The sequence below is a fragment of the Streptococcus tangpeifui genome (assembly GCF_011038795.1).
Taxonomy (GTDB): Bacteria; Bacillota; Bacilli; order Lactobacillales; family Streptococcaceae; genus Streptococcus; species Streptococcus tangpeifui.
In genome coordinates this window covers 22,364-45,728 of sequence record NZ_JAAKDU010000015.1, presented here as the reverse complement: position 1 = coordinate 45,728, position 23,365 = coordinate 22,364, and the positions used below count along the sequence as shown (strand labels likewise).

At 41.6% G+C, this 23,365-nt stretch carries 21 protein-coding genes and 1 tRNA gene; 2 read left to right on the top strand and 20 right to left on the bottom strand.

Annotated elements, in window-relative coordinates; translation table 11 throughout:
- Both G7Y32_RS09815 and G7Y32_RS09810 read right to left on the bottom strand, forming a co-directional pair.
- A complete protein-coding gene (locus G7Y32_RS09815; protein ID WP_165213258.1) occupies nucleotides 1-2,304 on the bottom strand; it encodes a peptide cleavage/export ABC transporter in 2,304 nt (767 codons plus the stop codon).
- Between the two features lie 2,613 nt (nucleotides 2,305-4,917).
- Nucleotides 4,918-5,199 carry a bacteriocin gene (locus G7Y32_RS09810; RefSeq protein ID WP_165213256.1) on the bottom strand — a complete coding sequence of 94 codons (282 nt, stop codon included), beginning with the start codon at nucleotides 5,197-5,199 and terminating at the stop codon, nucleotides 4,918-4,920.
- Nucleotides 5,200-6,355: 1,156 nt separating this feature from the next.
- On the opposite strand from G7Y32_RS09810, the gene mutY reads away from it, so the two are divergent.
- A complete protein-coding gene (gene mutY, locus G7Y32_RS09805) occupies nucleotides 6,356-7,516 on the top strand; it encodes an A/G-specific adenine glycosylase (RefSeq protein ID WP_346773321.1) in 1,161 nt (386 codons plus the stop codon).
- A 62-nt stretch (nucleotides 7,517-7,578) separates the two neighbouring features.
- Here mutY and G7Y32_RS09800 read toward each other — a convergent pair whose 3' ends face one another.
- Both G7Y32_RS09800 and G7Y32_RS09795 read right to left on the bottom strand, forming a co-directional pair.
- On the bottom strand, nucleotides 7,579-7,731 hold the full coding sequence (locus G7Y32_RS09800) for a hypothetical protein (RefSeq protein WP_165213254.1): 153 nt from the start codon (nucleotides 7,729-7,731) through the stop codon (nucleotides 7,579-7,581).
- Nucleotides 7,732-7,805: 74 nt separating this feature from the next.
- Complete coding sequence (locus G7Y32_RS09795) at nucleotides 7,806-8,084, bottom strand: hypothetical protein (RefSeq protein ID WP_165213252.1); 279 nt, start codon at nucleotides 8,082-8,084, stop codon at nucleotides 7,806-7,808.
- A gap of 353 nt (nucleotides 8,085-8,437) precedes the next feature.
- Here G7Y32_RS09795 and G7Y32_RS09790 point away from each other — a divergent pair, with 353 nt between their 5' ends.
- Entirely contained in the window at nucleotides 8,438-8,866 is a 429-nt protein-coding gene (locus G7Y32_RS09790; RefSeq protein ID WP_165213261.1) for a YjdF family protein, read from the top strand.
- A gap of 45 nt (nucleotides 8,867-8,911) precedes the next feature.
- Here the strand turns inward: G7Y32_RS09790 and G7Y32_RS09785 are convergent, their stop codons facing one another.
- The 16 genes from G7Y32_RS09785 to G7Y32_RS09710 form a co-directional block, all read right to left on the bottom strand.
- A complete protein-coding gene (locus tag G7Y32_RS09785) occupies nucleotides 8,912-9,958 on the bottom strand; it encodes an alcohol dehydrogenase catalytic domain-containing protein (RefSeq protein ID WP_165213250.1) in 1,047 nt (348 codons plus the stop codon).
- A gap of 138 nt (nucleotides 9,959-10,096) precedes the next feature.
- Nucleotides 10,097-10,411 (bottom strand): thioredoxin, encoded by a 315-nt coding sequence (trxA, locus tag G7Y32_RS09780; RefSeq protein WP_165213248.1) that lies wholly within the window; start codon nucleotides 10,409-10,411, stop codon nucleotides 10,097-10,099.
- Between the two features lie 78 nt (nucleotides 10,412-10,489).
- Nucleotides 10,490-10,693, bottom strand: a complete 204-nt coding sequence (gene copZ, locus G7Y32_RS09775; protein WP_165213246.1) for a copper chaperone CopZ — start codon at nucleotides 10,691-10,693, stop codon at nucleotides 10,490-10,492.
- 176 nt (nucleotides 10,694-10,869) lie between these two features.
- On the bottom strand, nucleotides 10,870-13,107 hold the full coding sequence (locus G7Y32_RS09770; RefSeq protein WP_165213244.1) for a heavy metal translocating P-type ATPase: 2,238 nt from the start codon (nucleotides 13,105-13,107) through the stop codon (nucleotides 10,870-10,872).
- Between the two features lie 24 nt (nucleotides 13,108-13,131).
- Nucleotides 13,132-13,554 carry a CopY/TcrY family copper transport repressor gene (locus G7Y32_RS09765; protein WP_165213242.1) on the bottom strand — a complete coding sequence of 141 codons (423 nt, stop codon included), beginning with the start codon at nucleotides 13,552-13,554 and terminating at the stop codon, nucleotides 13,132-13,134.
- Between the two features lie 118 nt (nucleotides 13,555-13,672).
- On the bottom strand, nucleotides 13,673-14,221 hold the full coding sequence (locus G7Y32_RS09760) for a nucleotidyltransferase family protein (RefSeq protein ID WP_165213240.1): 549 nt from the start codon (nucleotides 14,219-14,221) through the stop codon (nucleotides 13,673-13,675).
- 394 nt (nucleotides 14,222-14,615) lie between these two features.
- The gene (gene rbfA / locus G7Y32_RS09755) at nucleotides 14,616-14,969 is read right to left on the bottom strand and encodes a 30S ribosome-binding factor RbfA (RefSeq protein ID WP_165213238.1); all 354 of its coding nucleotides are present in this window, start codon (nucleotides 14,967-14,969) and stop codon (nucleotides 14,616-14,618) included.
- A gap of 35 nt (nucleotides 14,970-15,004) precedes the next feature.
- Complete coding sequence (infB, locus tag G7Y32_RS09750; protein WP_165213236.1) at nucleotides 15,005-17,752, bottom strand: translation initiation factor IF-2; 2,748 nt, start codon at nucleotides 17,750-17,752, stop codon at nucleotides 15,005-15,007.
- A 19-nt stretch (nucleotides 17,753-17,771) separates the two neighbouring features.
- Nucleotides 17,772-18,074, bottom strand: coding sequence for a YlxQ-related RNA-binding protein (locus G7Y32_RS09745; RefSeq protein ID WP_165213234.1), 303 nt, complete (start codon nucleotides 18,072-18,074; stop codon nucleotides 17,772-17,774).
- The gene (gene rnpM / locus G7Y32_RS09740) at nucleotides 18,067-18,363 is read right to left on the bottom strand and encodes an RNase P modulator RnpM (RefSeq protein ID WP_165213232.1); all 297 of its coding nucleotides are present in this window, start codon (nucleotides 18,361-18,363) and stop codon (nucleotides 18,067-18,069) included. The genes G7Y32_RS09745 and rnpM overlap by 8 nt, the downstream gene beginning before the upstream one ends.
- 20 nt (nucleotides 18,364-18,383) lie before the next feature.
- On the bottom strand, nucleotides 18,384-19,616 hold the full coding sequence (nusA, locus tag G7Y32_RS09735; RefSeq protein ID WP_165213230.1) for a transcription termination factor NusA: 1,233 nt from the start codon (nucleotides 19,614-19,616) through the stop codon (nucleotides 18,384-18,386).
- Between the two features lie 164 nt (nucleotides 19,617-19,780).
- Nucleotides 19,781-20,257, bottom strand: a complete 477-nt coding sequence (gene rimP / locus G7Y32_RS09730) for a ribosome maturation factor RimP (protein ID WP_165213260.1) — start codon at nucleotides 20,255-20,257, stop codon at nucleotides 19,781-19,783.
- 247 nt (nucleotides 20,258-20,504) lie between these two features.
- A tRNA-Ser gene (locus G7Y32_RS09725) sits at nucleotides 20,505-20,591 on the bottom strand.
- Between the two features lie 165 nt (nucleotides 20,592-20,756).
- Nucleotides 20,757-21,392: a tRNA (guanosine(46)-N7)-methyltransferase TrmB gene (trmB, locus tag G7Y32_RS09720; protein WP_165213228.1), complete on the bottom strand. Its 636-nt coding sequence runs from the start codon at nucleotides 21,390-21,392 to the stop codon at nucleotides 20,757-20,759.
- Nucleotides 21,393-22,199, bottom strand: a complete 807-nt coding sequence (gene ccrZ, locus G7Y32_RS09715; protein WP_398600683.1) for a cell cycle regulator CcrZ — start codon at nucleotides 22,197-22,199, stop codon at nucleotides 21,393-21,395. It abuts the gene before it with no gap.
- 118 nt (nucleotides 22,200-22,317) lie between these two features.
- Nucleotides 22,318-23,364: an ABC transporter permease gene (locus G7Y32_RS09710; RefSeq protein WP_165213224.1), complete on the bottom strand. Its 1,047-nt coding sequence runs from the start codon at nucleotides 23,362-23,364 to the stop codon at nucleotides 22,318-22,320.
- Nucleotide 23,365: the final 1 nt, after the last annotated feature.

Below are 23,365 nucleotides of genomic sequence, written 5' to 3'. Positions count from 1 at the left end.
TTAGTTAAACAGTGTGTAATAGAAGCCTTTATTCGCCAACAGTTCCTTATGGCTACCGGTCTCTACAATCTTTCCTTGATCCATCACAATAATACGCTCTGTCCGCTGCGCAATACTCAGGCGGTGCGCCACAAAAATAATCGTCTTATCGGTCATGGCCATGAGGTTATCGACAATTTTCTTTTCCGTCAGAACATCCAAACTGCTGGTAGCCTCATCCAATATCAAAACCGGAGCCTGAGTCAAAAGAGCACGAGCTAGGGCAATCCGCTGCTTCTGACCGCCAGAGACACCTGCACCATCAGACAGTTCGGTCTGATACCCCAGAGGCATTTGTTCAATATCTGAGCGGATCTCAGCGAGTTCACAAGCTCGGATAATATCTTCCTGAGTTGTACCTTCCTTGGCTCCCAAGGTCAGGTTGTCCATGATGGTCCCACTAAAAACATAAGCCTGTTGAGGAAGGTAGCTGATGTGCTGCCGCAGGGCTGTCTTATCAATAACCTTGAGGTCGTAACCATTGATCCGAGCGATCCCGCGATTGGGCTCATAGAAGTTGACCATCATCTTCGCTAAGGTTGTCTTACCGGAACCGGATGGTCCAACTAAGCTGATTTTAGAGCCCTTCGCTATGGTCAGGTTGATATCTGACAGCGTATCACGGCCATAGCCATACTTGTAGGACAATTTTTCAAAGGAAATATCCCCATCTAAGAAGCTGTCTTCAGAGAGCTCACCATCATTTTCAAACTCGGACTCCACCAGATAAACCTCATTAAGACGGGTATTAGCCACGCGGGCTGATTGGAGCTTGGTTTGCAGGCTGATAATATTTTCAATCGGATTTTGGAAATAAGATAAGAGGGCGTTAAAGGTAATCAGTTGCCCGACAGAAATCTTACCATCCATAACTAACTGAGCCCCGTACCAGAGGATAACTACATTGAGAATGAGCTTGGCACCGCTCTTAAGCGAGGTTTGAATGGCATTCATCTTCTGGAGCCTGAAATTTTTCTCCAAGTAATCGACAAATTCCCCATCGATATTTTGATAACGATTGGTTTCGCTGGTCAAAGATTTGATGGTTTCCATCCCGTTAATATCTTCAATGATAGAAGATGATACCACAGCATTGGCTTCCATGACCTCATGATTCATCTTTTCAAAAGGCTTGAGGAAGGCCGTGATGATAATGGCATAAATCGGGATGGACAGCAAGGTCAAAAGGAAGAGGTGGTTATTTTGCACCAAAAGAACCCCACCGACTACCAATAGCATAGTCACATCTAAGAAAATTGAGAAGATGGTGGACGCTACGGCATTAATAATCTGATTGGCATCAGAAAAACGGGAGGTAATCTCACCGGTCCGCCTCGTCGCAAAGAAGGACATAGGGAGGGTAAAGATATGCTTGATATAAGAAAGAATGACATCGATGACCAGACGCAAACTGAGAACATTGAGCAAGTATTCCTTGGCAAAGCTCATCAGCTGTTGGATGATATAGGTGATGATCAACCCAATAGTGATAATCCCCAGAGTCGAAATCAGTTGGTCTGGAATGTATTCATCCAGCATCCCTTGTAAGTAGTAAGAGCCAACAATATCAATCAGGGTGACAATCAGACTGGCTAGGATGATATAGGTCAGCAGTGCCTTTTGCCGCAGAATAATTGGGACGAAGCTCATCAGACCGTTTTTCTCATCCTTCTTAGGCTGATAGCTTGGAGTCGGCGCCAAAAAGATTGCCAGCCCTGTCCACTCCTCCTGAAAGTCCTTTTTAGACAGGCGAGTGACCTTGACATTGGGATCGGGGTCTCCGATAATCAGGCTGTCCTTTTCATTGGCATAAACCACATAATAATGCTGGAGACGCTTATTCTTGAGCACATGAACGATAAAAGGATAGGTTAAATCTGTGTAGTCAAAAAGGCTCATGTCAGCTTTAATGGAGCGGGTTTCAAAACCGATAGCCTTAGCGGCTTCCACCAGCCCCAGAGCAGTTGTTCCCTGCTTATCTGTCTGAGATAATTCCCGCAGATGTGCCAGAGAATAGTCAGAACCATAGTGCTTAGCTACTGAAGCCAAGGCCGCCGGCCCACAGTCCCTGGTGTCAACCTGAGGAACAAGCTTGTAGCGTCTGCGGAAAAATAGGCTGGAGGAGCCAGAAGCTTTAGCTGCGGATTGAGAAACAGGAGCTGCTCCTCTGGATCTAAAGTAGCGTCTGACAGCCTCTAAAATAATATTAATTGCTATGACAAGCGCTACAATTAAAATAATATAAGTGACTTGTTCTTGTTTCATAAGATTCCTTCCAAAGATACAAGTGCAGAGTATTGCTAAGGTATTTCTACCTTGCTCTACTACGCCAACTACTATGATAGTTAGCTATGCACTTTACTAATTGCGAAACTTCTGTATTTTCGACCGAAGTTTCTTCATGTCGCTAAGCTGTTTAGAGACTCAAAGAATTTTAGAAAATAGACAGCGAAGCATCAAAGCTTCTAGGGCATTTATCTAATTCACAGAGTCGTAGGCGAGGTCAATTTTTCTTACGTTAGGGAGTGGATATAAAAGATTTCGACACCAGAGTGGAAAAGGGGCAAATCAATTTTATTGATAAAATATCTATTTTTCAAAAAAAGATAAGCAATCACTAGAGCATTAGCTATAAGTAATGCATAAATGAAAAGTCTTATTTTATTATTGGGAAACAAAACTAGTAGAATCGGAAATATCAGTATACCTCTTATAATCATGTTAGTAAACCTAGGAAACTGCATCCTGTATACCTCACAGCCTCCATGTACCAACAGATGCACTGGCATACCAAGGACCCCAAAGGTAATACCGCCTACAACGATGCCAGCAACACCAAGAAGTAAACCGCTCCCTTCTGATTTGGAAAGACAAGCAATAAAAGTAGTGAAAAATATCCGATAGAAGAAGCTTCCTCACCACTTTCTTACTATGTTTTATCTTTTCCTTATTTTTTCTAAAATAATTCGTCCTACAATTGCTGATATAGCACCGATGATCATAAGCACAATATACTTCATAATTATTCTCAGTCGCCTCCCTTTATTAAATACCAACTTCCGTTTACAACGGCACCACCAATACCGCCTAAAATTGCGCCAGCTACATAACAAGGAGAGGAATATTCCATAAAAGTTAATTATTGTACAGTTATTTAAATTTTATAATACCTAATTTATAAAAAATTACAGCTAGTACAATGACTGATATAAAAGCAATAATACCAATAATAATATATTTCATATTCCTAATCACACGTAATCAAATATGATGCAGCACCTTCGACTGCTACTGCAATACCACTACCTATTGCACCCGTCCAAGCTCTTTCAGCGGTAGCATCAACAAACTCGCCCCAGCTTCAATACCAGCTAGGCAACTCTTGTCAGCTGCGTTCAAAGTTATCAAAAACCGTCGCGTCCAATGAATGCTACTGTGTTCATAACAATTCTCCTTTAATTTTGCATTTGCTAATATAAATTAACGGTGGTTAGTTTAGCGCAATTATTCTCAGTTGGCAATAACTTTAAGGAGGTTTTAACTAAAGAAAAACAAAGATGACATGTCGCCAAAAAAATTCTGATAATTCGTGTAAAATTATCTGTTATGTAAATAATAATATATCGCCATCACAATCAAATAGAGCAGTAAAGAACCTGAAACACAAAATCTAATTTTTTTGATTTAATACTTTTAAGTCCTTGATCAGCTAAAAAAACATAGCAATAATAACTATTGCATTAATGATATCAATTGGTGTTTTCATTTTAGTCCTTACTTTTGATAAATTATATAGCTATTCTCACATATTAGGTACATCTAACATTTAAAGGAGGCCACCTTTATTGACGCTAGCTCCAAGATAACTAGCTGATACTAAACCAGCCAATCGTTTTCAAGATAAGGCATTCCATATTGATATCCTTATCTCAGATGGCGTACCGAATATATAAATTGAATTTCCAAGTTCAGATCCAATACCTCCGCCAATAGAACTTTCAATAGTCAACTCACTGAATCAGTCACCTTTTAAATTACTCTGGCACCATGATGGAAACAGGGTAGTAACTACTTATGTAAATAAAATGGTGTAGATGGCTAACACTATCATATCCATTATTATTTTCTGATAAAGAGTCTATGATCTTAAAGACTAATTTATAAAGTTTAATTTTAAGTTAGAAACGAATATATTAAATCTCCTACGGTATAAATAGCTACGAGAAACAAAATTGCAAAACAAGCAATTTTTACATTAGAACTTTTGGTATGAGAAGAGACAAATGCCAACATAAAAACACCAAGTAATATTAGAACGGCTGAAATCTTTGACATAAAATAAAATCTCCTTTATTAATGAATCCATCATCATATTTTATTTAAGCAGTATTTCAGCCTGATACTTGTGGAATACATTAATTTATCCCCCCTTAAATTTTTTCCGCTAGTTTAACTGATAGAATAACCTTTTGTCAAATAAGCTTATAATTTAACTCCTGTTTATCTACTTTTTATTAGAATTCTCTATAGTCCACCTGTTTTCATCACCCACTACAGTTGACAAAGAGCCAAAAAAATCCGATTCTTGCACGCTTAAAATCGGATTCTATGCTTATATAGCAGTAGTTAAGCTATTAGAAAGTAGAGGAACAAGTGCTGAAGCACCCATGAAACATACCTAATTAGCTGTAATACTTACCTTTTAAATAAAGGGCTATTACCAGTAAATTTTCTACCAATAGTATAGAAAATACGATAAGCTTAATATTTTTTATCTGTGGAAATAGCATAGGAATAAGTAACATGATAGGATAGCTAGCTAAAACAAACCAGCATAACTTAGGTGACAACATACGCATCTCCTTTTCTTAGGGTAGATTAGATCCATTTACCCCAAGTGTTAACACCGGCTCCAGCTAAACCACCAGTAACGGCGCCAGTTGCTGCTCCACCGATAGCTCCAGCTGCAGCCCCTGAAATTGTTCCAACGATTGGCAAAGTTATTGTTCCAGCAGCTGCTCCAGCAACCCCGCCTGTGAAGAAGCCACCAACTCCACCGCCTACTGCTCCTAAAACACCTAAAAGGACTCCGCCTGCTTCTATCTCAGAAAGGCTATCTGTAGTTGCGACTTCAAAATCTTCAAATGCTAATGAATTCATAAAATTCTCCTTAAATTTGTTAATAGTTTATACTAATAGATATAGTGGTACCAACTCATCTGTTAATATAGGTTCATTTTATTATATTTTTTAGTTTTTTTCAAGATTGATTAAAAAATGTTAGATAGCAGCAATCGTTATGTAAAATAAAACGAATCTTTTAGAAGATTTATCGATAAATTAGAAAAAAGTAATTATCTTACTAAAAACAGTAATAGATTAGGCAGTAGAACCCTGGTAGTTTTTCTTAGGTATAGGTAAAGGCGACAGTAAATTCTTAAGAAATTTACGTTTTAGACTGGCTTTATAATTGGAATATCTGATATCGTTACCAAAGCACAAAAAAATCCGATTCTTGCACGCTTAGAATCGGATTCTACGTTTCTATTTCACTTTCAGTCACTGGCATCACACCTTTCATTTTCTCATAAGGAGGTTAAAGTAACTCAGTATCTCCGTTTTTATAACGACCTAAATTCATCTTTAGCATAAGACCACCTCTTCAACAATATTTAACATGACACTCTACGAAGAAATCTATTTCTTAGTTATACTGGCTTTCTGACAAGCATCTCACCTACAAACTAAGCTTACATCGGGTCTTCATTAAGTATAAACTATTAATATTACATCGGTTTCACCCCTTAAGCTATTTTAGACGACAGCTTAAGTTATCTCCATTTTTATAACGACTCAGGTTAAACTTCAACATAAGCCTTCCTCCGACACTTTGGCAAGTTTTAAAAACTGATGATTAACTACTGTTAGGACTGTGAGCTTCACTTTAAAAATTTTCTTATCACTTTTTCTCAAACTAAAACGAGTAATCAACCATGGATCGAATAATTTTGCTTATTTTCATTAAAACGACTGTCTCCATTTTTGTACCGAGATTTATTCATGTTAATCATTTCTTTCACCACTTAACACAATATCTCATACGAACTAGTGACAATACTTACTGTAAAATTAATCTTTTTTTGCCTACCGTCTAAGGCCTGTCACCGTTCTTGTACCTTGAAATGTTTTGTCTAATCATAGAGAATTCCTCCTTGATTAAGTCTTATCTTGTTTACACTCTTATTATATTGTAAGCGTTTTCTTTTGTCAAGCTTTTATTGCTTTTTTAGTTAATATTTTTGTTATAATTTTTCCTATGAAGAAAAAGCTGAATTTACGTGATTTTGGTATTGAGATGTGGGATCAACCTACGATTTTCGCCTTTAGACGAACCCTCCTAGATTGGTACGACAGAGAAAAACGCGACCTACCTTGGAGACGAACAAAGAATCCTTACTACATTTGGATTTCAGAGACTATGCTGCAACAAACTCAAGTTCAGACAGTAATTCCTTATTACCAACGCTTTTTGGACTTGTTCCCGACTGTAGACGATCTAGCGAGTGCTCCCGAAGAGCGATTGCTCAAGGCTTGGGAGGGGCTAGGATATTACTCTCGTGTTCGTAATATGCAGGTAGCAGCCCAGCAGATCGTGGGGAACTTCGACGGAGAATTTCCGAAGAGCTATGATGAGATTGCCTCCCTAAAGGGGATTGGCCCTTATACTGCAGGGGCTATTGCCAGTATTGCTTTTGATTTACCAGAGCCTGCCGTTGATGGTAATGTTATGCGCGTCATAGCCCGTCTTTTCGAGGTGGATTATGATATCGGCAATCCCAGTAATCGTAAGCTCTTCCAAGCCATTATGGAAGAGCTGATTGATCCCAAGCGTCCTGGAGATTTCAATCAGGCTCTGATGGACCTAGGAACGGATATTGAATCGGCTAAAAATCCCAGACCTGACGAGAGCCCCATCCGAGCTTTTAATGCCGCTTACCTGCACGGCACCTATGATAAATATCCGATTAAATTGCCTAAGAAAAAGCCAAAACCCATGACTTTACAAGCTTTTGTTATCCAAAATGACAAGGGCGAATTTCTCCTTGAGAAAAACCAAAAAGATGGTCTCTTGGCTGGCTTTTGGTCCTTCCCCATCATGGAGACTCAGCTGGTGGGGAAACAACTATCACTCTTCGACAAAACTGACAACCAGGTCCTGGACAGCCTTTCATTGCTAAAGGTTTTCGAGGACGATTACCAAATCAATCCTGTCTGGCAAGAAACCAACTATCCCTTGGTCAAGCACACCTTTAGCCACCAAAAATGGCAGGTCCAGCTCATAGCTGGAAAAGTTGGGAAAGCCCAGTTTTCTAGCTCGCGTGAGCTCCGCTGGGTAGCCCCTGAGGACTTTGAGCATTTTCCTATGGCGACACCTCAGAAAAAAATGATTGACGCCTTTGAGAAGGTACAAGAATAGATGGGACAAGCAACTTAATGTACTGAATTCTGACCATGCAAAAGGACTGGCTCCACTGGAGCTCAGCCCTTTTTTCGGTTTTTCGTAGCTATTTCGATAATAGCCACTTCTTGCTCATCAGTTGGTTGTGACTTAGTCGTTTGCCAATTGTATTTTTTACTGATATAGGCCAGGAGAAACCAGAGGCCTGTTACCGCTCCTTCAAGGACAAACATAGGCACAGCTTTCTTGGCCCCATCTTCCAGACAGGACCTTGTGCCAGTCTGTATTTGCCATAGAGGCCAATCGTCTAGTGACAGCCCCAGATAATCAAAGCGAAGAAACCATTTCCCGAGAAATAACCCTTCCACTCCTTTAGCCGTTCACTTTTAGACGGGCGAAGAATATTGACATAAAAGCTAAAAATGGGGACCACTAGAAGAGCAAGTATTGGAATAAAATAATCACCATCTTTTAGGACTTGAGACAAGATACCCCCTAAGACAATAGTCGTTTCCAAAAATATCACCCAATCTACTATAATTCCAATCCATTCATGTCGCTCAAGAAAACTCTTTTTCCCATCCATAACATAACCTTCATCCTTTCTGAACACTAGTCATTGTCTTAACTGTATCAAAATAAAAAGTCATTTGCGAGTGTCAGTCGAACGCAAAAAAACATAATGATTGAAACCTTTGAGCAGGTGCAGACTTAAAGTGCTATAATAACCCTATTGATATAAAAACACAGGTGCAGTTGGGTAGTCTGCACGCACTTGCGGAATGATCAACTTGGAGAGCTGGCATGTCAGGACTGGAAATTTCCAGCATTAGGCAGCCATCATGCATGGTCATTGCTTTTGTTTATCTTCAACAAGTGTCAGTAACCTTCCCTCCGGTCGTCCCTTATCAAAATATTTATCATTTTTGGAGGGCTGGCATGAAAATGACAGTATTTTTTGACGGCGGTTTCTGGTTTGGTTTGGTTGAATATCAGGACAAACAGCTTGGCTACCAAGCCTTTCGCTATCCCTTTGGCAAGGAGCCCAAGGACAGCGAAATACTTGATTTTGTCTATCGTCACTTGACTGAATTGATGCAAAAACAAGAAAGGCTGGGCTTAGTCAGTGACGAACCAGATACATCTCTTGTGCATAAATCCATCAATCCTAAGCGAATGCAAAGAGAAATTAGCAAGCAGCTGAAACAGCCTGCGCTATCCTCTAAGGCTCAACATGCCATGCAGGCTAGTCATGAGCTGCTGAAACTGGAAAAGAAAGCCTCCAAACGGCAAAAGCGGCAGGAATATAAGGAGAGACAGTTTCAGCTCAAGCAGGAAAAGCGCCGGCAAAAGAAAAAAGGACACTGATTTAGCGTCCCTGTGAGGAACCTTATCAAAGAGGTTCCTTTTGTTTTATTCTGCTACTACCAGCATTGATTTAACAGTTTTGCGATCCGCCATATCTTGATAAGCTTGGTTAATGTCATCTAGGCTATAGGTGTTTGTAAAAACTTTACCTGGATTGATGTCGCCATCCAAAACAGCCTTGAGCAAGATTTGTTTGTCATAGGTTGTAACAGAAGCTGAGCCACCTGCGATTGAGATGTTTTGAGCAAAAGTCGAACCGATGCGATGATCGCCATAATGGGGCACGCCGACAGCGCCGATACGGCCGCCATTATGCAGGACACCGAGAGCTTGCTCAAGTGCCCCTTCTGTACCGACACATTCCAGAGCAACATCTGCCCCGCCGCCAAGAATTTCGCGAACCTTAGCAATACCTTCTTCTCCGCGTTCAGCAACAACAGCAGTTGCACCGGAAGACAAGGCCATTTGTTGACGATCCTCATGACGGCTCATCAGGACAATCTGGGAAGCTCCGCGCATTTTAGCAGCAATAACCGCACATTGACCAACAGCACCATCACCAATAACGACAACCCTATCACCGGGAGCGACACGAGCCACTCGTGCTGCGTGGTAGCCTGTTGGCATAACGTCAGCAAGAGTCAAAAGTGACTTAATCATGCCTTCTGAATAGTCTGATGGCTGACCAGGGATCTTGATGAGAGCCCAGTTAGCATAGTGGAAGCGAAGATATTCAGATTGAAAACCGCCGCCCCAGTTAGTTGGTGCTGGATGGTTATCACAGGTCCCATCAAATCCAGAACGACAAGCATCACATTCGCCACAGCCATGGGTAAATGGTACGATAACAAAATCACCCGGTTTGACATTAATGACATCAGGTCCTACTTCTTGGACGATGCCAAGTGCCTCGTGACCACTGTTTACAGAGCGTTCTTCGCGTTCATCGCCGTGTGAGTATGACCAGAGATCCGAACCACAAACACAAGCACGAACAATTTTAATAATGGCATCATCAGCAGCCTGAATTGTTGGCATTGGTGCGTCTTCAACGATCATTTGACCGGCTTTTTCAAAAATAGCAGTCTTCATTTTTTCTACTCCTTAACTATATTACTTTTATGTAGTGTAGTAGTTTGGCTAACCAAAATTAGATACCTAATATCTATAGATATTCTACTTGCAACACTCAGCAAAAACAGCGAACCTTACGGGAACGCTGCCTTTTAGTTATCCTACTTCAGCTATAATTTGTTTAATTTGATCTTTAGTGTGGACACCTGCTACTTGTTTGACCACTTGACCATCTTTTTTGAAGAGGAGGGTAGGAATTGACATGATGCCAAATTTACGAGCTGTTTCAGGATTTTCATCAACGTCCATTTTAAGCACGCGCAACTCGTCTTCATCATACTCTTCAGACATTTGCTCCAAGATTGGTGATTGCATGCGACAAGGGCCGCACCATGTTGCCCAAAAATCTACAAGGACAAGACCTTGGGCTGTTTCTTCTTCAAAGGTGTTATCTGTTACGACTTCTGCCATAATTAGATCTCCATTTCTTTTGATTATAGTGTCATTCTAACGGAAAAAGATGACTTTGCCAAATATTTGCTACGAGAATTAAACTTCACGACCTAATTGGTAGTTGGTCCCTTTCAAAGCGTGCTTCAGCGACCATTTCCAAGCTTTTCCTTCGATGGTGACCTGATTTTTTTCAAGATCAACAGTAGCTGATTCGACGCCTTTAACTGCTGAAAGTTTGTCAGTGACTGTTTTAGCACAGCCATCACATTTCATTCCTGATACTTGATAGATTTTTGACATAATAAACTCCTTTTATAAGATATTAAGCTGTTAAGCGATTCAAGAGAAAATAGACAAGTTACTGAAGAATCATCAAAGTTTCAAAGAAGCCGAAATTTAGAAGAAGAGTCCAAAATAGCTTTTTTCGATTGATGATGTCTGCTCTGATGATTATAACTTATAACCGTTCTTCTATATTATACCTTTCGATACTTCAATCGAAGACTATTGAGAACTACTGAAACCGAACTAAAGCTCATGGCAAGACCTGCCAGCATAGGATTCAAAAGTGGCCCTCCAAATAAGTACAACACACCCATAGCAACGGGAATAGCTAAAATATTATAGATAAAAGCCCAAAAAAGATTTTCCTTAATAGTTTTAATGGTGGCTTGACTGACCGTCATGGCCTTAGCAACGTCCATTAAATCAGGCTTCATCAGCACAACATCGGCTGATTCAATAGCGATATCAGTCCCAGCCCCCATGGCTAAGCCAACATCAGCTGTTGCTAAAGCTGGTGCATCATTGATACCATCACCGACCATGGCGACTTTTTTACCTTGAGCTTGTAAATCACTGATTGTTTGGGCTTTTTGATCAGGAAGCACTTGGCTAATCACGTGGTCAAGTCCTGCCTTTCGAGCAATAGCTTGTGCCGTTTGCTCATTATCTCCTGTTAACATAACGAGATCAAAGCCACGTTCTTTAAGCTGGCTCAAAGCTTCTTGACTGTCTGGCTTAAGCTGATCAGCCACTCCTAATAACCCCATTAACTGTCCTTGACTGGCAGCGTAGATTGGGGTCTGTCCTTGCTGTGTCAACAAATCAAAATCAGAGCGAGCTGGGGTGAGATCAATAGAGGCCTGCTCCATCAGATTTTTATTACCAATTAACCATTCTTGCTCATTGATTTGGCCTTTAAGTCCAAAACCAGCTAGGTTCTCAAACTGCTCTACATCTAATAACTGAAGCTGGTCTTCTTTAGCCTTAGCAACGATTGCTGAACTGATAGGATGACTAGAATTGGCCTCTAGACTAGCTATGACAGTCAGTAAAGATGTCTGATCTAAATCGCCTGCATAGTTGTAAACCGATAGCAGTTCTGGCTTCCCTTGGGTCAGCGTTCCTGTCTTGTCAAAAACAATGGTATCAACTTGATGAACTAATTCAAGACTATCACCAGATTTGAAAAGAATACCATGTTCAGCTGCCAGGCCTGTCCCAACCATGATTGCAGTCGGTGTTGCCAGCCCCAGAGCACAAGGACAAGCTATCACTAAAACACTAACGGCCACAGTCAAAGCAAAAGTAAAGGACTCTCCACCGATGAAGAACCAAACCAGACCTGTCACAAAGGCGATTCCCATGACAATCGGTACGAAAACGCCTGAAACCTGATCGGCAATTTTGGCAATCGGTGCCTTGGTTTCTTGCGCCTCCTCCACTAACTGAATAATCTGTGAGAGCAGTGTATCTTTGCCCAATTTTTCAGCCTGAACAGTTAAAGCTCCCTGACTATTAATAGAACCACCATAAACTTGATCACCGACAGTTTTTTCAACAGGGATAGATTCTCCTGTCAGCATGGACTCATCAATTGAGGATTGACCAGTTACTATTTGACCGTCGACTGGAATTTTTTCACCCGGTTTAACTAAAACGCGATCGCCAATGACCAACTCCTCAATAGGCAGCAGTATTTCCTGATTATCTCGGATCACCAAGGCTTCTTTAGCCGAAAGGTGCATGAGTTTTTTAATGGCTTCAGAGGTACGACCCTTAGAAAGAGTTTCAAAAAACTTTCCGAGAGTAATCAGGGTCAAAATAACCGCAACAGACTCGAAGTAGAGTTGATGGATGTGGTGGTGATGTCCCAAAATCACATGGTAGGTGCTATAAAGACTGTAAAGAAAGGCTGCGCTGGTTGCTACTGCAACTAGGCTATCCATATTAGGATGGGCCTTGCTCAGAGATTTAAATCCTGATCTGTAAAAATGCCAGCCCAATACCATAACTGGTACTGTTAATAGAAGCTGACTCAGAACAAAAACCAGTGGATGAGAGTGATGATCTAAAATCTGCGGCAGGGGCAGTCCCACCATACTTCCCATTGATATATATAATAGAGGAAGGGTAAAGATTGCAGACCAAATCAAGCGGACTTTCATACCAGCAAGGCGCTTTAGCTCTCGCTCTTCTTGGCTGGCATCTTTCTTTTCATCAAAAACATGGGCACGGTAACCCGAATCTGCAACCGCTTTTGCTATCCGATCAGCATCTAGTTGTTGCTGATCGTAGGTCACTGCCATCTTTTCAGTAGTTAGATTAACAGCGCAACTTTCTATACCTTTTAATTTTTTGACAGCTCCTTCGACTGTGGCTGCACAGGCTGCACAGACCATTCCATCAACAACATAGGTTTCTTTAACCATGAAAAATACCTCCTTACTAATTGATTAGGCTGCACCAGTTTCGTGACAGCGACACTGACCAGGCGTGCAGTCGCAGGTTACTTCGGTAACGGCCTGTTTAGCAGACAAGATATCCTGCAGCGTCTTGATATCTTGCGCCGTCATAGGTGTTTCTACTAGCAATTTTCCCAGAAGGTCTGTATGCTGGGTGACACAAATCTTATCCAGCTCTCCTTTCAGGCAAGCTAGGTTTGCATCATCTTCTGATACTTCAGTCCAATAAAGATAGCTGCGTCCCTCGCGGCGGCTAAGCAAAATGCCCTTATCAACTAAACGGCCGATCAAAGTTTTGATGGTGGACTCTGACCACTCCTTCTTATTAGCCAAAACAGCGATAATTTGTTTACTGGTGACCTGCCCTTTTGTCCAGACGACTCGCAGGACTTCCCATTCTGCATTTGAAATCATGGACTCCACCTCCTTCTTTTTAAATCCATCTACATTTGTAGATATATTATAACAGAATCGTTTACAAATGTAAATTAAAATAACCTGTAAGAAGCAAGTTATCAGGGTTAGCTAACAGTCAGTTTTCAATTTTTAGCTGTGGCCACTTAGATTGCCAATTTTTCTGAGCTAAACGGTCATGATAAACAGTCATTCTATCTTTATCTATTTGAAAATGAGGGGTGGGTCTAATCTTAAAAGATAGAATATCCTCTATCCCATAGGGCAAAAATAATTCTATGTGTTGGTCGTTGTCAAGCCTAGCCCCAATTGCTGTGCATCTCTCAGGATATTTGCTAATGGCATCTTTGGAACTAGTATAGGGGCGAGTGTTAGGACTATGGCTATGCATAACTGCTTGATTTCTCAGCTCCCAATTATAAGTTGGATGCTCTTTGCGGAGTCGCTTTTCTATTTCTAATGTCTCTTCATAGGTTATAGTCTGATCAAAGAAAACAACATCAACATCTGTCTCTTTATCAAAAGCTGGATAACCAGATAATTTGTTCCAGACAAAATTTCGTAAGGTTCCTGCTGCCAGCCATGCATCTGAAAGTCCCAGCTGATCTATGATCGTTAAAATTCTCACGATATCCGAATCTCTTTCAAATAACTCCTTTATATCCATTCTATTCTCCTACCTATCCTCAATTGGCTACTGAATACAAGTATAAAATAAAAGACTGATAACAGCACAAAAAAACGAACAAAGTTAGTTTTCTAATGCTGAAAATTCTAATTTTGCTCGTTTTTGAATTTTGCATCAAGAGACAGGAATTGCTGATAAATGATCTCACAATGAAAATGGGGTTATGAAAGTTGGACAGAAATCGGTAAATCCACCATAAAATAACGACTTCATTTTTCTTTGCTCTTCCATTTTAAGGTTCGAATGGAAATAGATTGCTATCCCCTGCGCAGTTTCATTAAGCTACAGCAAGATTTTTTGTCTCAATGCCCCACATTCATAACTACTGCCAACCACTATAGCGAATTGGCTGTCTCTCTCAGTCTCTAACTATTTATTTCTTACTTTCCAAATCGCGCAACATCTGGTCAATCTTATTACCATAGGCAATAGATTCATCTTTGATGAAAGTTAAATCTGGAATTTTATACATTTGGAGATTCTTACCAAGTTCCCGTTTAATAGTTCCCTTGGCCTTTTCTAGACCCGTTTGGGCTTTTTGATTATCCGAAGCTAGGTCACTCATAATGGTGTAGTAGACCTTAGCCATGGATAAGTCTCCTAGCATTTGGACATCGGTGATGGTTACACCAGAGACACGGGGATCACGAACCTTCTTTTGCAGAATTTCATTGACTTCCCGCTTAATCTCCATTCCAACCCGATCGGTACGAAATGAATTAGCCATGCGCTCACTCCTTCTTTCTTCGTATAGCAAGAGGCTTAGCGCTCAATTTCTTCCATGATATAGGCTTCAATAGTATCATCCACTTTAATATCATTATAGCCTTCAATCATGAGACCGCCTTCTTGAGCGTTACCAATTTCTTTGACATCATCTTTGAAGTGACGCAAGCTGGCTAACTTCCCATCGTAGATAACAACACCATCACGAATAACTCGGACGCTAGAGTCACGAGTGACTTTACCACTGGTAACCATGAATCCACCGATAGTACCGACCTTAGATACTTTGAATGTTTCACGGATAATAGCCTCACCCATGATTTTTTCTTCGTATTCAGGATCCAGCATACCCTTCATGGCATCTTCAATTTCTTCGATAACCTTATAGATAATGCTGTGAAGACGAATTTCAACTTCATCACTTTCAGCTTGAGCACGAGCCTGCGGAGTAGGGCGAACATTGAAACCAATAACAACCGCATCAGAAGCCTCAGCCAGAGTAATATCAGATTCATTGATGGCACCGACAGCCGAGTGAACGATGGTAACTTTGGCACCTTCCACTTCAATCTTTTGAAGAGAGGTAGCTAAGGCTTCAACAGAACCTTGCACATCAGCCTTGATAATCACATTAACAGACTTAACTTCACTATCTTTCAGAGTATCAAAGAGATTTTCTAAGCTGACGCGATGATTAACTTGACGTTGTTTGAGTAGAGCCCGTTTAGCCCGTTCTTCACCAGCTGCCCGAGCAGCTTTTTCGTCTTCATAGACGGCGAAATGATCACCAGCCATAGGCGCTTCATTAAGCCCAGTGATAGAAACTGGCGTAGATGGCAAGGCAGTCTTAACACGGCGCCCCAAATCATTAGCCATAGCACGAACTCGGCCAAAGGTATTGCCCGCAACGATTGGATCTTGGACGTGCAGCGTTCCTTGTTGAACCAAGAGGGTAGCCACAGCACCTTTTCCTTTATCCAGACGGGCTTCAATAACGGTACCGATAGCACGAACGGTTGGATCTGCCTTGAGCTCTTCCAATTCTGCAACCAGAAGGACAGTTTCTAAGAGCTCATCAATATTTTGACCAAATTTAGCCGAAATTTCAACGAATTCTGACTCACCGCCCCAAGCTGTCGAGATAACCCCATGTTCGGCCAGTTCTCCGATAACTCGTTCAGGATTGGCTCCTGGCTTATCAATCTTATTGATGGCTACAATAATTGGGACGCCAGCAGCCTTAGAGTGATTGATAGCTTCGATGGTCTGTGGCATAACCCCATCATCCGCAGCGACGATCAAGATCGTGATATCAGTAACAGAGGCACCACGCGCACGCATTGAAGTAAAGGCCGCGTGTCCTGGAGTATCTAGGAAGGTGATCTTCTTACCGTTGGCATCAATCTGATAAGCCCCGATATGTTGGGTAATACCACCAGCTTCACCCGTAGCAACACGAGAATTGCGCAGGGTATCCAGTAAGGTTGTTTTACCATGGTCAACGTGTCCCATAATTGTTACAACTGGAGCCCGTTCAACTAACTGGTCTTCATTGAGATAGTCATCATCGACAAAGAAACGCTCGATGTCGGCATCGTCAACTTCAACCTTTTTCTTAGGCTCGATACCATAATCTACCATCAAAAGCTCAATTGTTTCTGCATCCAAGGATTGATTTTGTGTGGCCATTACGCCCATCATAAAGAGCTTTTTAACAATTTCAGCAGGTTCGCGTTTGATACGTTTTGCGATATCTGCAACTGTCATACCTTCAGTATATTCAAATTCCTTAGGCAACTCATGGAATTTACGCTCGGTGACTGGTTTTGGAGCCACATCCTTATTGCGGTTATTCTTCCCTTTTTTCTTCTTATGATTCCAATTACTATTTCTTTGATTTCTCACTTGATTTTGATTATTCCACTTCTTATTTCTGCTTTGTTTTGGTCCATCTTCATTCTTATGTGAAAAGTCACGTGATTTGTCTGAACGATTGGATTTCTTGCGGCGAGTATCCTTAGCTGGGGCTGGCTTAGAAGCGACTGCTGCTGGAGCAGGGGCCACTTGAGTCGGTTTAGCAGGCTGATCCTGAACTTGATCTTGGGCTGTTCGTTTATTTTTACGAGCTTCTTCTTGTTGGCGCGCCATCGCTGCCTTATTTTCTTGCTCTTGGCGGAAACGAACTTCACTTTGGCGCGAATATTCTGCATTTTGTTCGGCCTTAAGCGCAGCAGCTCTAGCTTTGAAATCAATCCGTGGGCCTTGATTGGTCTGATTGCGATTGTTTCTTTGATCATTACGATTACCTGAACGATTGTCGCGATCACCACGGCGATCATTATTGCGACGATCACCACGGCTATTCTGCTTACCTTTGTTTCCTTGATTTTGTCGACGCTCTGCTTCTGCCTTGGCCTTAGCTTCACGTTCTGCTTTAAAATTACGAATTTTGGGCTTTGACTTGGCAGTTGGTTTAACCTGAGCAGCTTTTTCTGAGGCTGGTTTGGTCCCTTGAGCTGGCTTAGCTTCTGCTTCAGACTTAGCTGGTTGATTCGACTTAGCCGTAACCTTACTGTCAGCTTGGTCAGCCTTTGGCGTTACTGCTTTTGGGGCTTGGGGCTTGGCAGCCGATGAAAAACTACTGACAATGCGTTTGGCATCGGTATCTTCTACGCTAGAAGCGTGGCTCTTAACATCCAAACCTAAACTCTTAGCCTTTTCCACCACATCTTTACTTGGTTTGCCGAGTTCTTTGGCAATTTCGTACAATCTTTTCTTAGACAAATCATGTCCTCCTATTCTTTTAGTTCATAAGAGTCCTCATTTTCTTTGCAAATCCAGCGTCAGTCACGGCCAAAACTTTTCTGGAGCGACCGATGGCAACGCTTAATTCCAGTGATGAAAACACTGTGGAGACTTCTATATCATAATATTGACATTTATCAGTTACTTTTTTGGTCAAATTTGGAGCAGCATCATGTGCCAGAAAAACTAATCTGGTCTGATGCTTCTGGATAGCCTTGATGACCAAGCCTTCACCAGAGATAAGTGCTCCGGCTCGCTGAGCTAGACCCAATAGATTTGATAATTTCTCTAAACTAGTCAAGGCCCAACTCTCTCCTTTTGACCTTGTGATCCACATAAGCAATCAATTCATCGTAGAATTCTTCGGGAATAGTCATAGAAAAACTATGGTTAAAAACCCGCTTTTTCTTGGCCAACTGGGCTTCCTCATTATCTAGTTTGATATAGGCTCCTCGACCGTTTTGCTTACCTGTTGGATCAATGAAAACTTGACCTTCCTTATTTTTAACAATTCTAAGGAGATCTCTCTTGTCAATCACTTGACCGGAAACAACTGATTTTCTTAAAGGTATTTTTCTTGTTTTAGCCATAAAACACCTTCCTTAACTTCTTATTCTGCTTCTGCTGACTCAGCTTGGGTCAGTTCAGCATCAAGGTTAGCCTGAGCAACTTCTTCTGCTTGTACTTGGTCAACTGTTTCCAAATTTGTATCTTCCACCAAGTCATCAGCCTCAGTTTCATAAGCTTCTTCTGCTTCCATGGCCGCTTCGTATTCTGTCGCTGACTTAATATCGATACGATAACCAGTCAGGTGAGCGGCTAGACGAACATTTTGACCACGACGGCCGATTGCCAATGACAGTTTATTGTCTGGAACAACCACCGTAGCGTGCTTGCTATTTTCATCATCGAAGATAACATAATCTACTTCCGCTGGCGCAATTGCATTATAGATAAATTCAGCTGGATCTTCTTCCCATTGAATAACGTCGATATTTTCTTCGACAGGAACAGCTAAACCTGACTTAGGATCTAGGCGAACTGGGTGGAACTTGCTGACAACTTTTTTGATATTAGCACCGCCGCGACCAACGATCGTTCCGATAGCATCCACATTAGGGTTGTGACTGCGAACCGCAACTTTGGTGCGATCCCCAGCTTCCCGAGAGACACTCATGATTTCAACAGTACCATCAAAAACTTCAGGAATTTCTTGCTCCATGATACGTTTGATGAATTGCGGATGGCTCCGACTAACGAAAACATTGACACCGCGAGGATTGTTTTCCACCTTGTAAACATAGACTTCAATACGATCATGGGATTTGAATGTCTCGCCAGGAATTTGGTCTTGGTGGGACAGCTGAGCTTCGATCGAGCCTAGGTTGACATAGATGAAGCGTTGATCGAAACGTTCAACCGTTCCAGTCATGATTTCACCTTCATGCTCTTTGTACTCATTGTAGGTGATTTCCCGCATCTGACGGCGCATTTTTTCCATGATGGTTTGCTTAGCAGATTGGGCAGCGACACGACCGAATTCTTTAACGGATTCTTCAAAACGAATCTTGTCACCCAGCTCGTAGGCTGAGCTGATCTTGAGGGCATCCGCTAGGCTGATTTCCAGACGGCTGTCAAAAACTTCTTCGACAACTTCACGCACGCTATAGACTTGAAAATCCCCTGTCTTCTCATTAAATTCGACCTCACAACTGTCAGATTGACCATAGCGACGTTTGTAAGCAGATTTAAGTGACTCAGTCACTGCATCAATAATGTCGTTTTTGTCGATATGTTTTTCTTCTTCCAGAACACGGAAGGCTTCTAGCATTTCTTTGCTCATAAGTGTTTTTATCCGCCGATCGGCGGAACTTCTATCCTTTCTATGTTTTTCAATACGCACTTGGATTTTTGGAACATCCAAAAATGATAAACTATCTTGACTTGGCTGTATCCAGACTCACTAGAAAGCTTGTAGGTCAGCTGACTCGTTCCTGATCAATCCGACTAAAGCTTAACAGCCAAACGAGCTTTAGCAACTGTCGAGTAAGGGATTTCTACTTGCCTTTTGCGAGTCTTATCCAGATATTCCAGAGTTAAATTTTGACCATCAAAATCTAGCAGCTCTCCCTCAAAAACTTTGACCTTATCAATGGCTTTGTACAGGCTGACATTGACGTAGGAACCGATAGCTGCCTTGAGACTTTCGGCCGTTTTCAGAGGCCGTTCTAAACCAGGGCTAGAAATTTCCAGCATATACTGGCTTGGAAAGGGGTCAGGCTTGATGGTATCTAAGAGCGGACTGATGATATCTGTCAGCTCAGCGGTATCATCTACCGTAATCCCTTCTGGCTTATCCACCAGAATGGACAAAACATAATCAGCCCCCATCTTTTCATACACCACATCAACCAATTCGAAGGGCTCTGGAATAGCAGGAGCAACGACCTGAGTAACTGTATCAATAAGCGTTTGATTAGCGATAGCAACTACCTCTACTTTCTAGTTTTTACTTAAAATAATACCAACAAAGGTCTATACATAGCTAAGAGGCGAAGTCATTCAACTCCGCCCCTTTCTGTATTATTTTCTATAGTGTAGCACATCAATCCTCTAATTGCAAGGGATTAGTTGCTTTTTAGCAATTTTTGGGAGAAAGTCACCTTTCCAATATGGTTAAGTTTCTTATTCCCCACAGAAATATTTCTTCGCCAACCTGCCTTTGTCTCTAAGGAGAGGAGGGGATTCGAACCCCCGAGCCCCGTTAAGGACTACACGCTTTCCAAGCGTGCGCACTCGGCCACTATGCGACCTCTCCGTAATAAATGCCACACGAGTGACATTATAACATGAATTAACAATTTTTCAAAATGATTTTTTTCATTAAACTCTGGATAAACATCTTTAAGAAATGCTTCTTAATTTCTGAAGCTCAGCCTTGGTAGCTCAACCGACTACCGAACTTATCACCGCAATTACAAATCTAAAATCTCGCCTCTACCCGATAGATAACCTGACCTTTGGTGGAAAATTTCTTTTCATACTCTGTCATGACATTGTTTTGAAAATCACTGGCATGGAGGTCCAGCCAAACCTGTTTAAGGACCATACCATATTGAGAGAAACTGGCTAAGCTGTATTCAAAGAGACCACGGTTATCGGTTTTGAAGTGAATCTCACCATGTTCAGGCAAAATCTGTTTGTAGGTATCTAAGAAGGTCTTATAGGTCAGACGGCGCTTGGCATGCTTTTTCTTAGGCCAAGGGTCTGAGAAATTAAGATAGAGTAAGTCAATCTCCCCATCTGTAAAATAATTTGTCAAGCTGGAACCATCAACTTGCAGGAGGCGAATATTTTCTGCTCCACTAGCCAGCACCTTGTCCAAAGCATAGCTGAGTACTGAAACTTGAATGTCAATCCCGATATAGTTGATATCAGGGTTCTGTAAGGCCATTCCTGTAATGAAGGCCCCTTTACCAGAACCAACTTCAATATGAATCGGCTTATCATTGCCAAAAATTTCCTGCCATTTTCCTTTGGCATTCTCGGGATTTACAATCACGTAATGAGGGTGATTGGCTAGATGCTCTTCGGCACCTTTACGTCTTCTAACTCGCATCTAATTCTTTCCAAGAACATCACGGAACTTCCGCAAATCATAAATTTCCTGATTAACGTGTTCCATATCATTTTCATCGTAACATTTAAGAATTTGGGTCAGGTAGGACAGTTGGCCAAACCAAGCCACCTTTGCCATAACCAAATCATTGGTCTTGTACCCATAATAGCTCAGCCATTCATTCCAGTGTGTATAAGGAATGTAGTGGCTGAGCATATAAGCCACATCATACATGCGGTCGGTCAAGCGAACGGAGTCCCAGTCTACCAAATAGATTAGACCGCTAGTTGTGATGACCCAATTGCTGTGGCGCAAATCACCGTGGACAATCGTAGCCTTGTCTTGGTCAAATTCCGGCAGATTATCTTTCAATTCCTTGGCAATAGATTGCAAGAAGGAGTTGGCTCGCAATTGCTCAGGAACACTATTTTCCCAGTCCACAACCAAATCATAAGGCTTTTCGATCCGGTAGTTGAGCTGCATGAGCTGGTTAACTAGAGTCCTCGAGCGGTGCATTCGCAGAAGAATTTGAATGATTTGTTTGCTAGTCATATCCTGCTTATTGAGAATTCGACCATTGAGCCATTCTTGAGCACTCATGACATCTCCATTAGACATACGTTTAGCCCAAAGGAGCTGAGGAGCGATTTGTTCTTTGGCTAAGGCAGCCAGAATCGGGGTCGTATTCATTTTGACAAAAACTCGGTCGCCGTTGGGATAGGTTCCCACATAGGCCTTACCGCTCTTGCCCCGCAAGGGTTTTAGCGTTAAATCTGAATCAGTTGTAGCCAAATTTCTTTCCTCCATGTATTTTCTTTATCTAGGATCCCCTGCCACTAGGTTAGTGGGGGCTATTAATTGCTCTCTTATTTTACTGGTTTTATCCAGCCTAGTCAATATTAAGCAAGACTGTTTTTAGGCTCACTCAAGCAAATAATTTATTCAACTTATAAGGCAGGTAGACCTCAACCAGCAGGAGGCTGATTCCTAGCAGGAGGCCCATATTCTGCCATGAAAAGGCAAAAATGAGCAAGGCAGTCCCTTCAAGCAGAACCAGACCATAGAGAATTCCACGCAGCACCTGCTTGAGATTGATCTTTTTCAAGCTCGTTCCTAAAGGGAAGAGATGAGTTAAATATTGATAATCATAATGCTTGGCCAAGGCCAGCAGTTGAAAGAGCAGGAGATAATTAAAAATCAGGGTCAAGGCCAGAGCAACCAACTTCGCCTTGACGAAAACCAAACTGAGCAGGCTGAGAAACAAGAGCCGCAAGGTTAAGGCCAGATAATCTCCACTGCGTAAATAGGCCCGCAGATAAAGATTGGACCAGAGCTTAGACTGTCTCTTCGCCAGACCAGCTAGGAAGAAATCCAAGTAGGCCCGCCGCTTTGTTTGACTGGAAATTCCCTTAACATTAGTAAAAAGAGAATAAAATTTTAGAATGGCTTGTTTTCGTCCCTGTTCTTGAGCTAAGGTTTCTTCCCAATTTAATTTTTCTCCCACAAGGAGTTTTCGACTTTTAAAAAGGACTAGGGTTCCCTTGATGACCAGCATCATCACCAACAGAGTTACAAAGCCTAGTTTCGACAAACCTAAGACCAAAAAGAGAGGAGCTAGAATCAGCAAGAAGAAGGTTTGCAGACTTCCCCAAACCAGAAAACTACGCCATCTGGCCTGCTTGATTTGGGCAATTAAGTCATCTTCCTGAGTTAATAAGAAAACCTGATCAGCTGGCTCTAAATAAGTTGCAACACGTCCCAACCAGAGCAAGATTAAGCTGACTATTATCAAGCCAGCGATGATAGGCCAATGATTTTTGGGAAAATGCTTAAGTAAATTGCTATATTGATAGAGGATGAAGCCCAAAAGAAAAATTAGTACCAAAACAAAATGGTCATTGAGGACATAACGAAGGTACTTAAGGCACTGCTGATTGAAGTCGAAGCGACGTTTGGCAAATACTTCTTTCATA

Bases quoted from the DNA above. Each gene is read 5' to 3' on its own strand.
- G7Y32_RS09815 (WP_165213258.1), bottom strand. From the start codon at position 2,304: ATGAAACAAGAACAAGTCACTTATATTATTTTAATTGTAGCGCTTGTC.
- G7Y32_RS09810 (WP_165213256.1), bottom strand. From the start codon at position 5,199: ATGAATTCATTAGCATTTGAAGATTTTGAAGTCGCAACTACAGATAGC.
- mutY (WP_346773321.1), top strand. From the start codon at position 6,356: ATGAAGAAAAAGCTGAATTTACGTGATTTTGGTATTGAGATGTGGGAT.
- G7Y32_RS09800 (WP_165213254.1), bottom strand. From the start codon at position 7,731: ATGTTTGTCCTTGAAGGAGCGGTAACAGGCCTCTGGTTTCTCCTGGCC.
- G7Y32_RS09795 (WP_165213252.1), bottom strand. From the start codon at position 8,084: ATGGATGGGAAAAAGAGTTTTCTTGAGCGACATGAATGGATTGGAATT.
- G7Y32_RS09790 (WP_165213261.1), top strand. From the start codon at position 8,438: ATGAAAATGACAGTATTTTTTGACGGCGGTTTCTGGTTTGGTTTGGTT.
- G7Y32_RS09785 (WP_165213250.1), bottom strand. From the start codon at position 9,958: ATGAAGACTGCTATTTTTGAAAAAGCCGGTCAAATGATCGTTGAAGAC.
- trxA (WP_165213248.1), bottom strand. From the start codon at position 10,411: ATGGCAGAAGTCGTAACAGATAACACCTTTGAAGAAGAAACAGCCCAA.
- copZ (WP_165213246.1), bottom strand. From the start codon at position 10,693: ATGTCAAAAATCTATCAAGTATCAGGAATGAAATGTGATGGCTGTGCT.
- G7Y32_RS09770 (WP_165213244.1), bottom strand. From the start codon at position 13,107: ATGGTTAAAGAAACCTATGTTGTTGATGGAATGGTCTGTGCAGCCTGT.
- G7Y32_RS09765 (WP_165213242.1), bottom strand. From the start codon at position 13,554: ATGATTTCAAATGCAGAATGGGAAGTCCTGCGAGTCGTCTGGACAAAA.
- G7Y32_RS09760 (WP_165213240.1), bottom strand. From the start codon at position 14,221: ATGGATATAAAGGAGTTATTTGAAAGAGATTCGGATATCGTGAGAATT.
- rbfA (WP_165213238.1), bottom strand. From the start codon at position 14,969: ATGGCTAATTCATTTCGTACCGATCGGGTTGGAATGGAGATTAAGCGG.
- rnpM (WP_165213232.1), bottom strand. From the start codon at position 18,363: ATGGCTAAAACAAGAAAAATACCTTTAAGAAAATCAGTTGTTTCCGGT.
- nusA (WP_165213230.1), bottom strand. From the start codon at position 19,616: ATGAGCAAAGAAATGCTAGAAGCCTTCCGTGTTCTGGAAGAAGAAAAA.
- trmB (WP_165213228.1), bottom strand. From the start codon at position 21,392: ATGCGAGTTAGAAGACGTAAAGGTGCCGAAGAGCATCTAGCCAATCAC.
- ccrZ (WP_398600683.1), bottom strand. From the start codon at position 22,199: ATGGAGGAAAGAAATTTGGCTACAACTGATTCAGATTTAACGCTAAAA.
- G7Y32_RS09710 (WP_165213224.1), bottom strand. From the start codon at position 23,364: ATGAAAGAAGTATTTGCCAAACGTCGCTTCGACTTCAATCAGCAGTGC.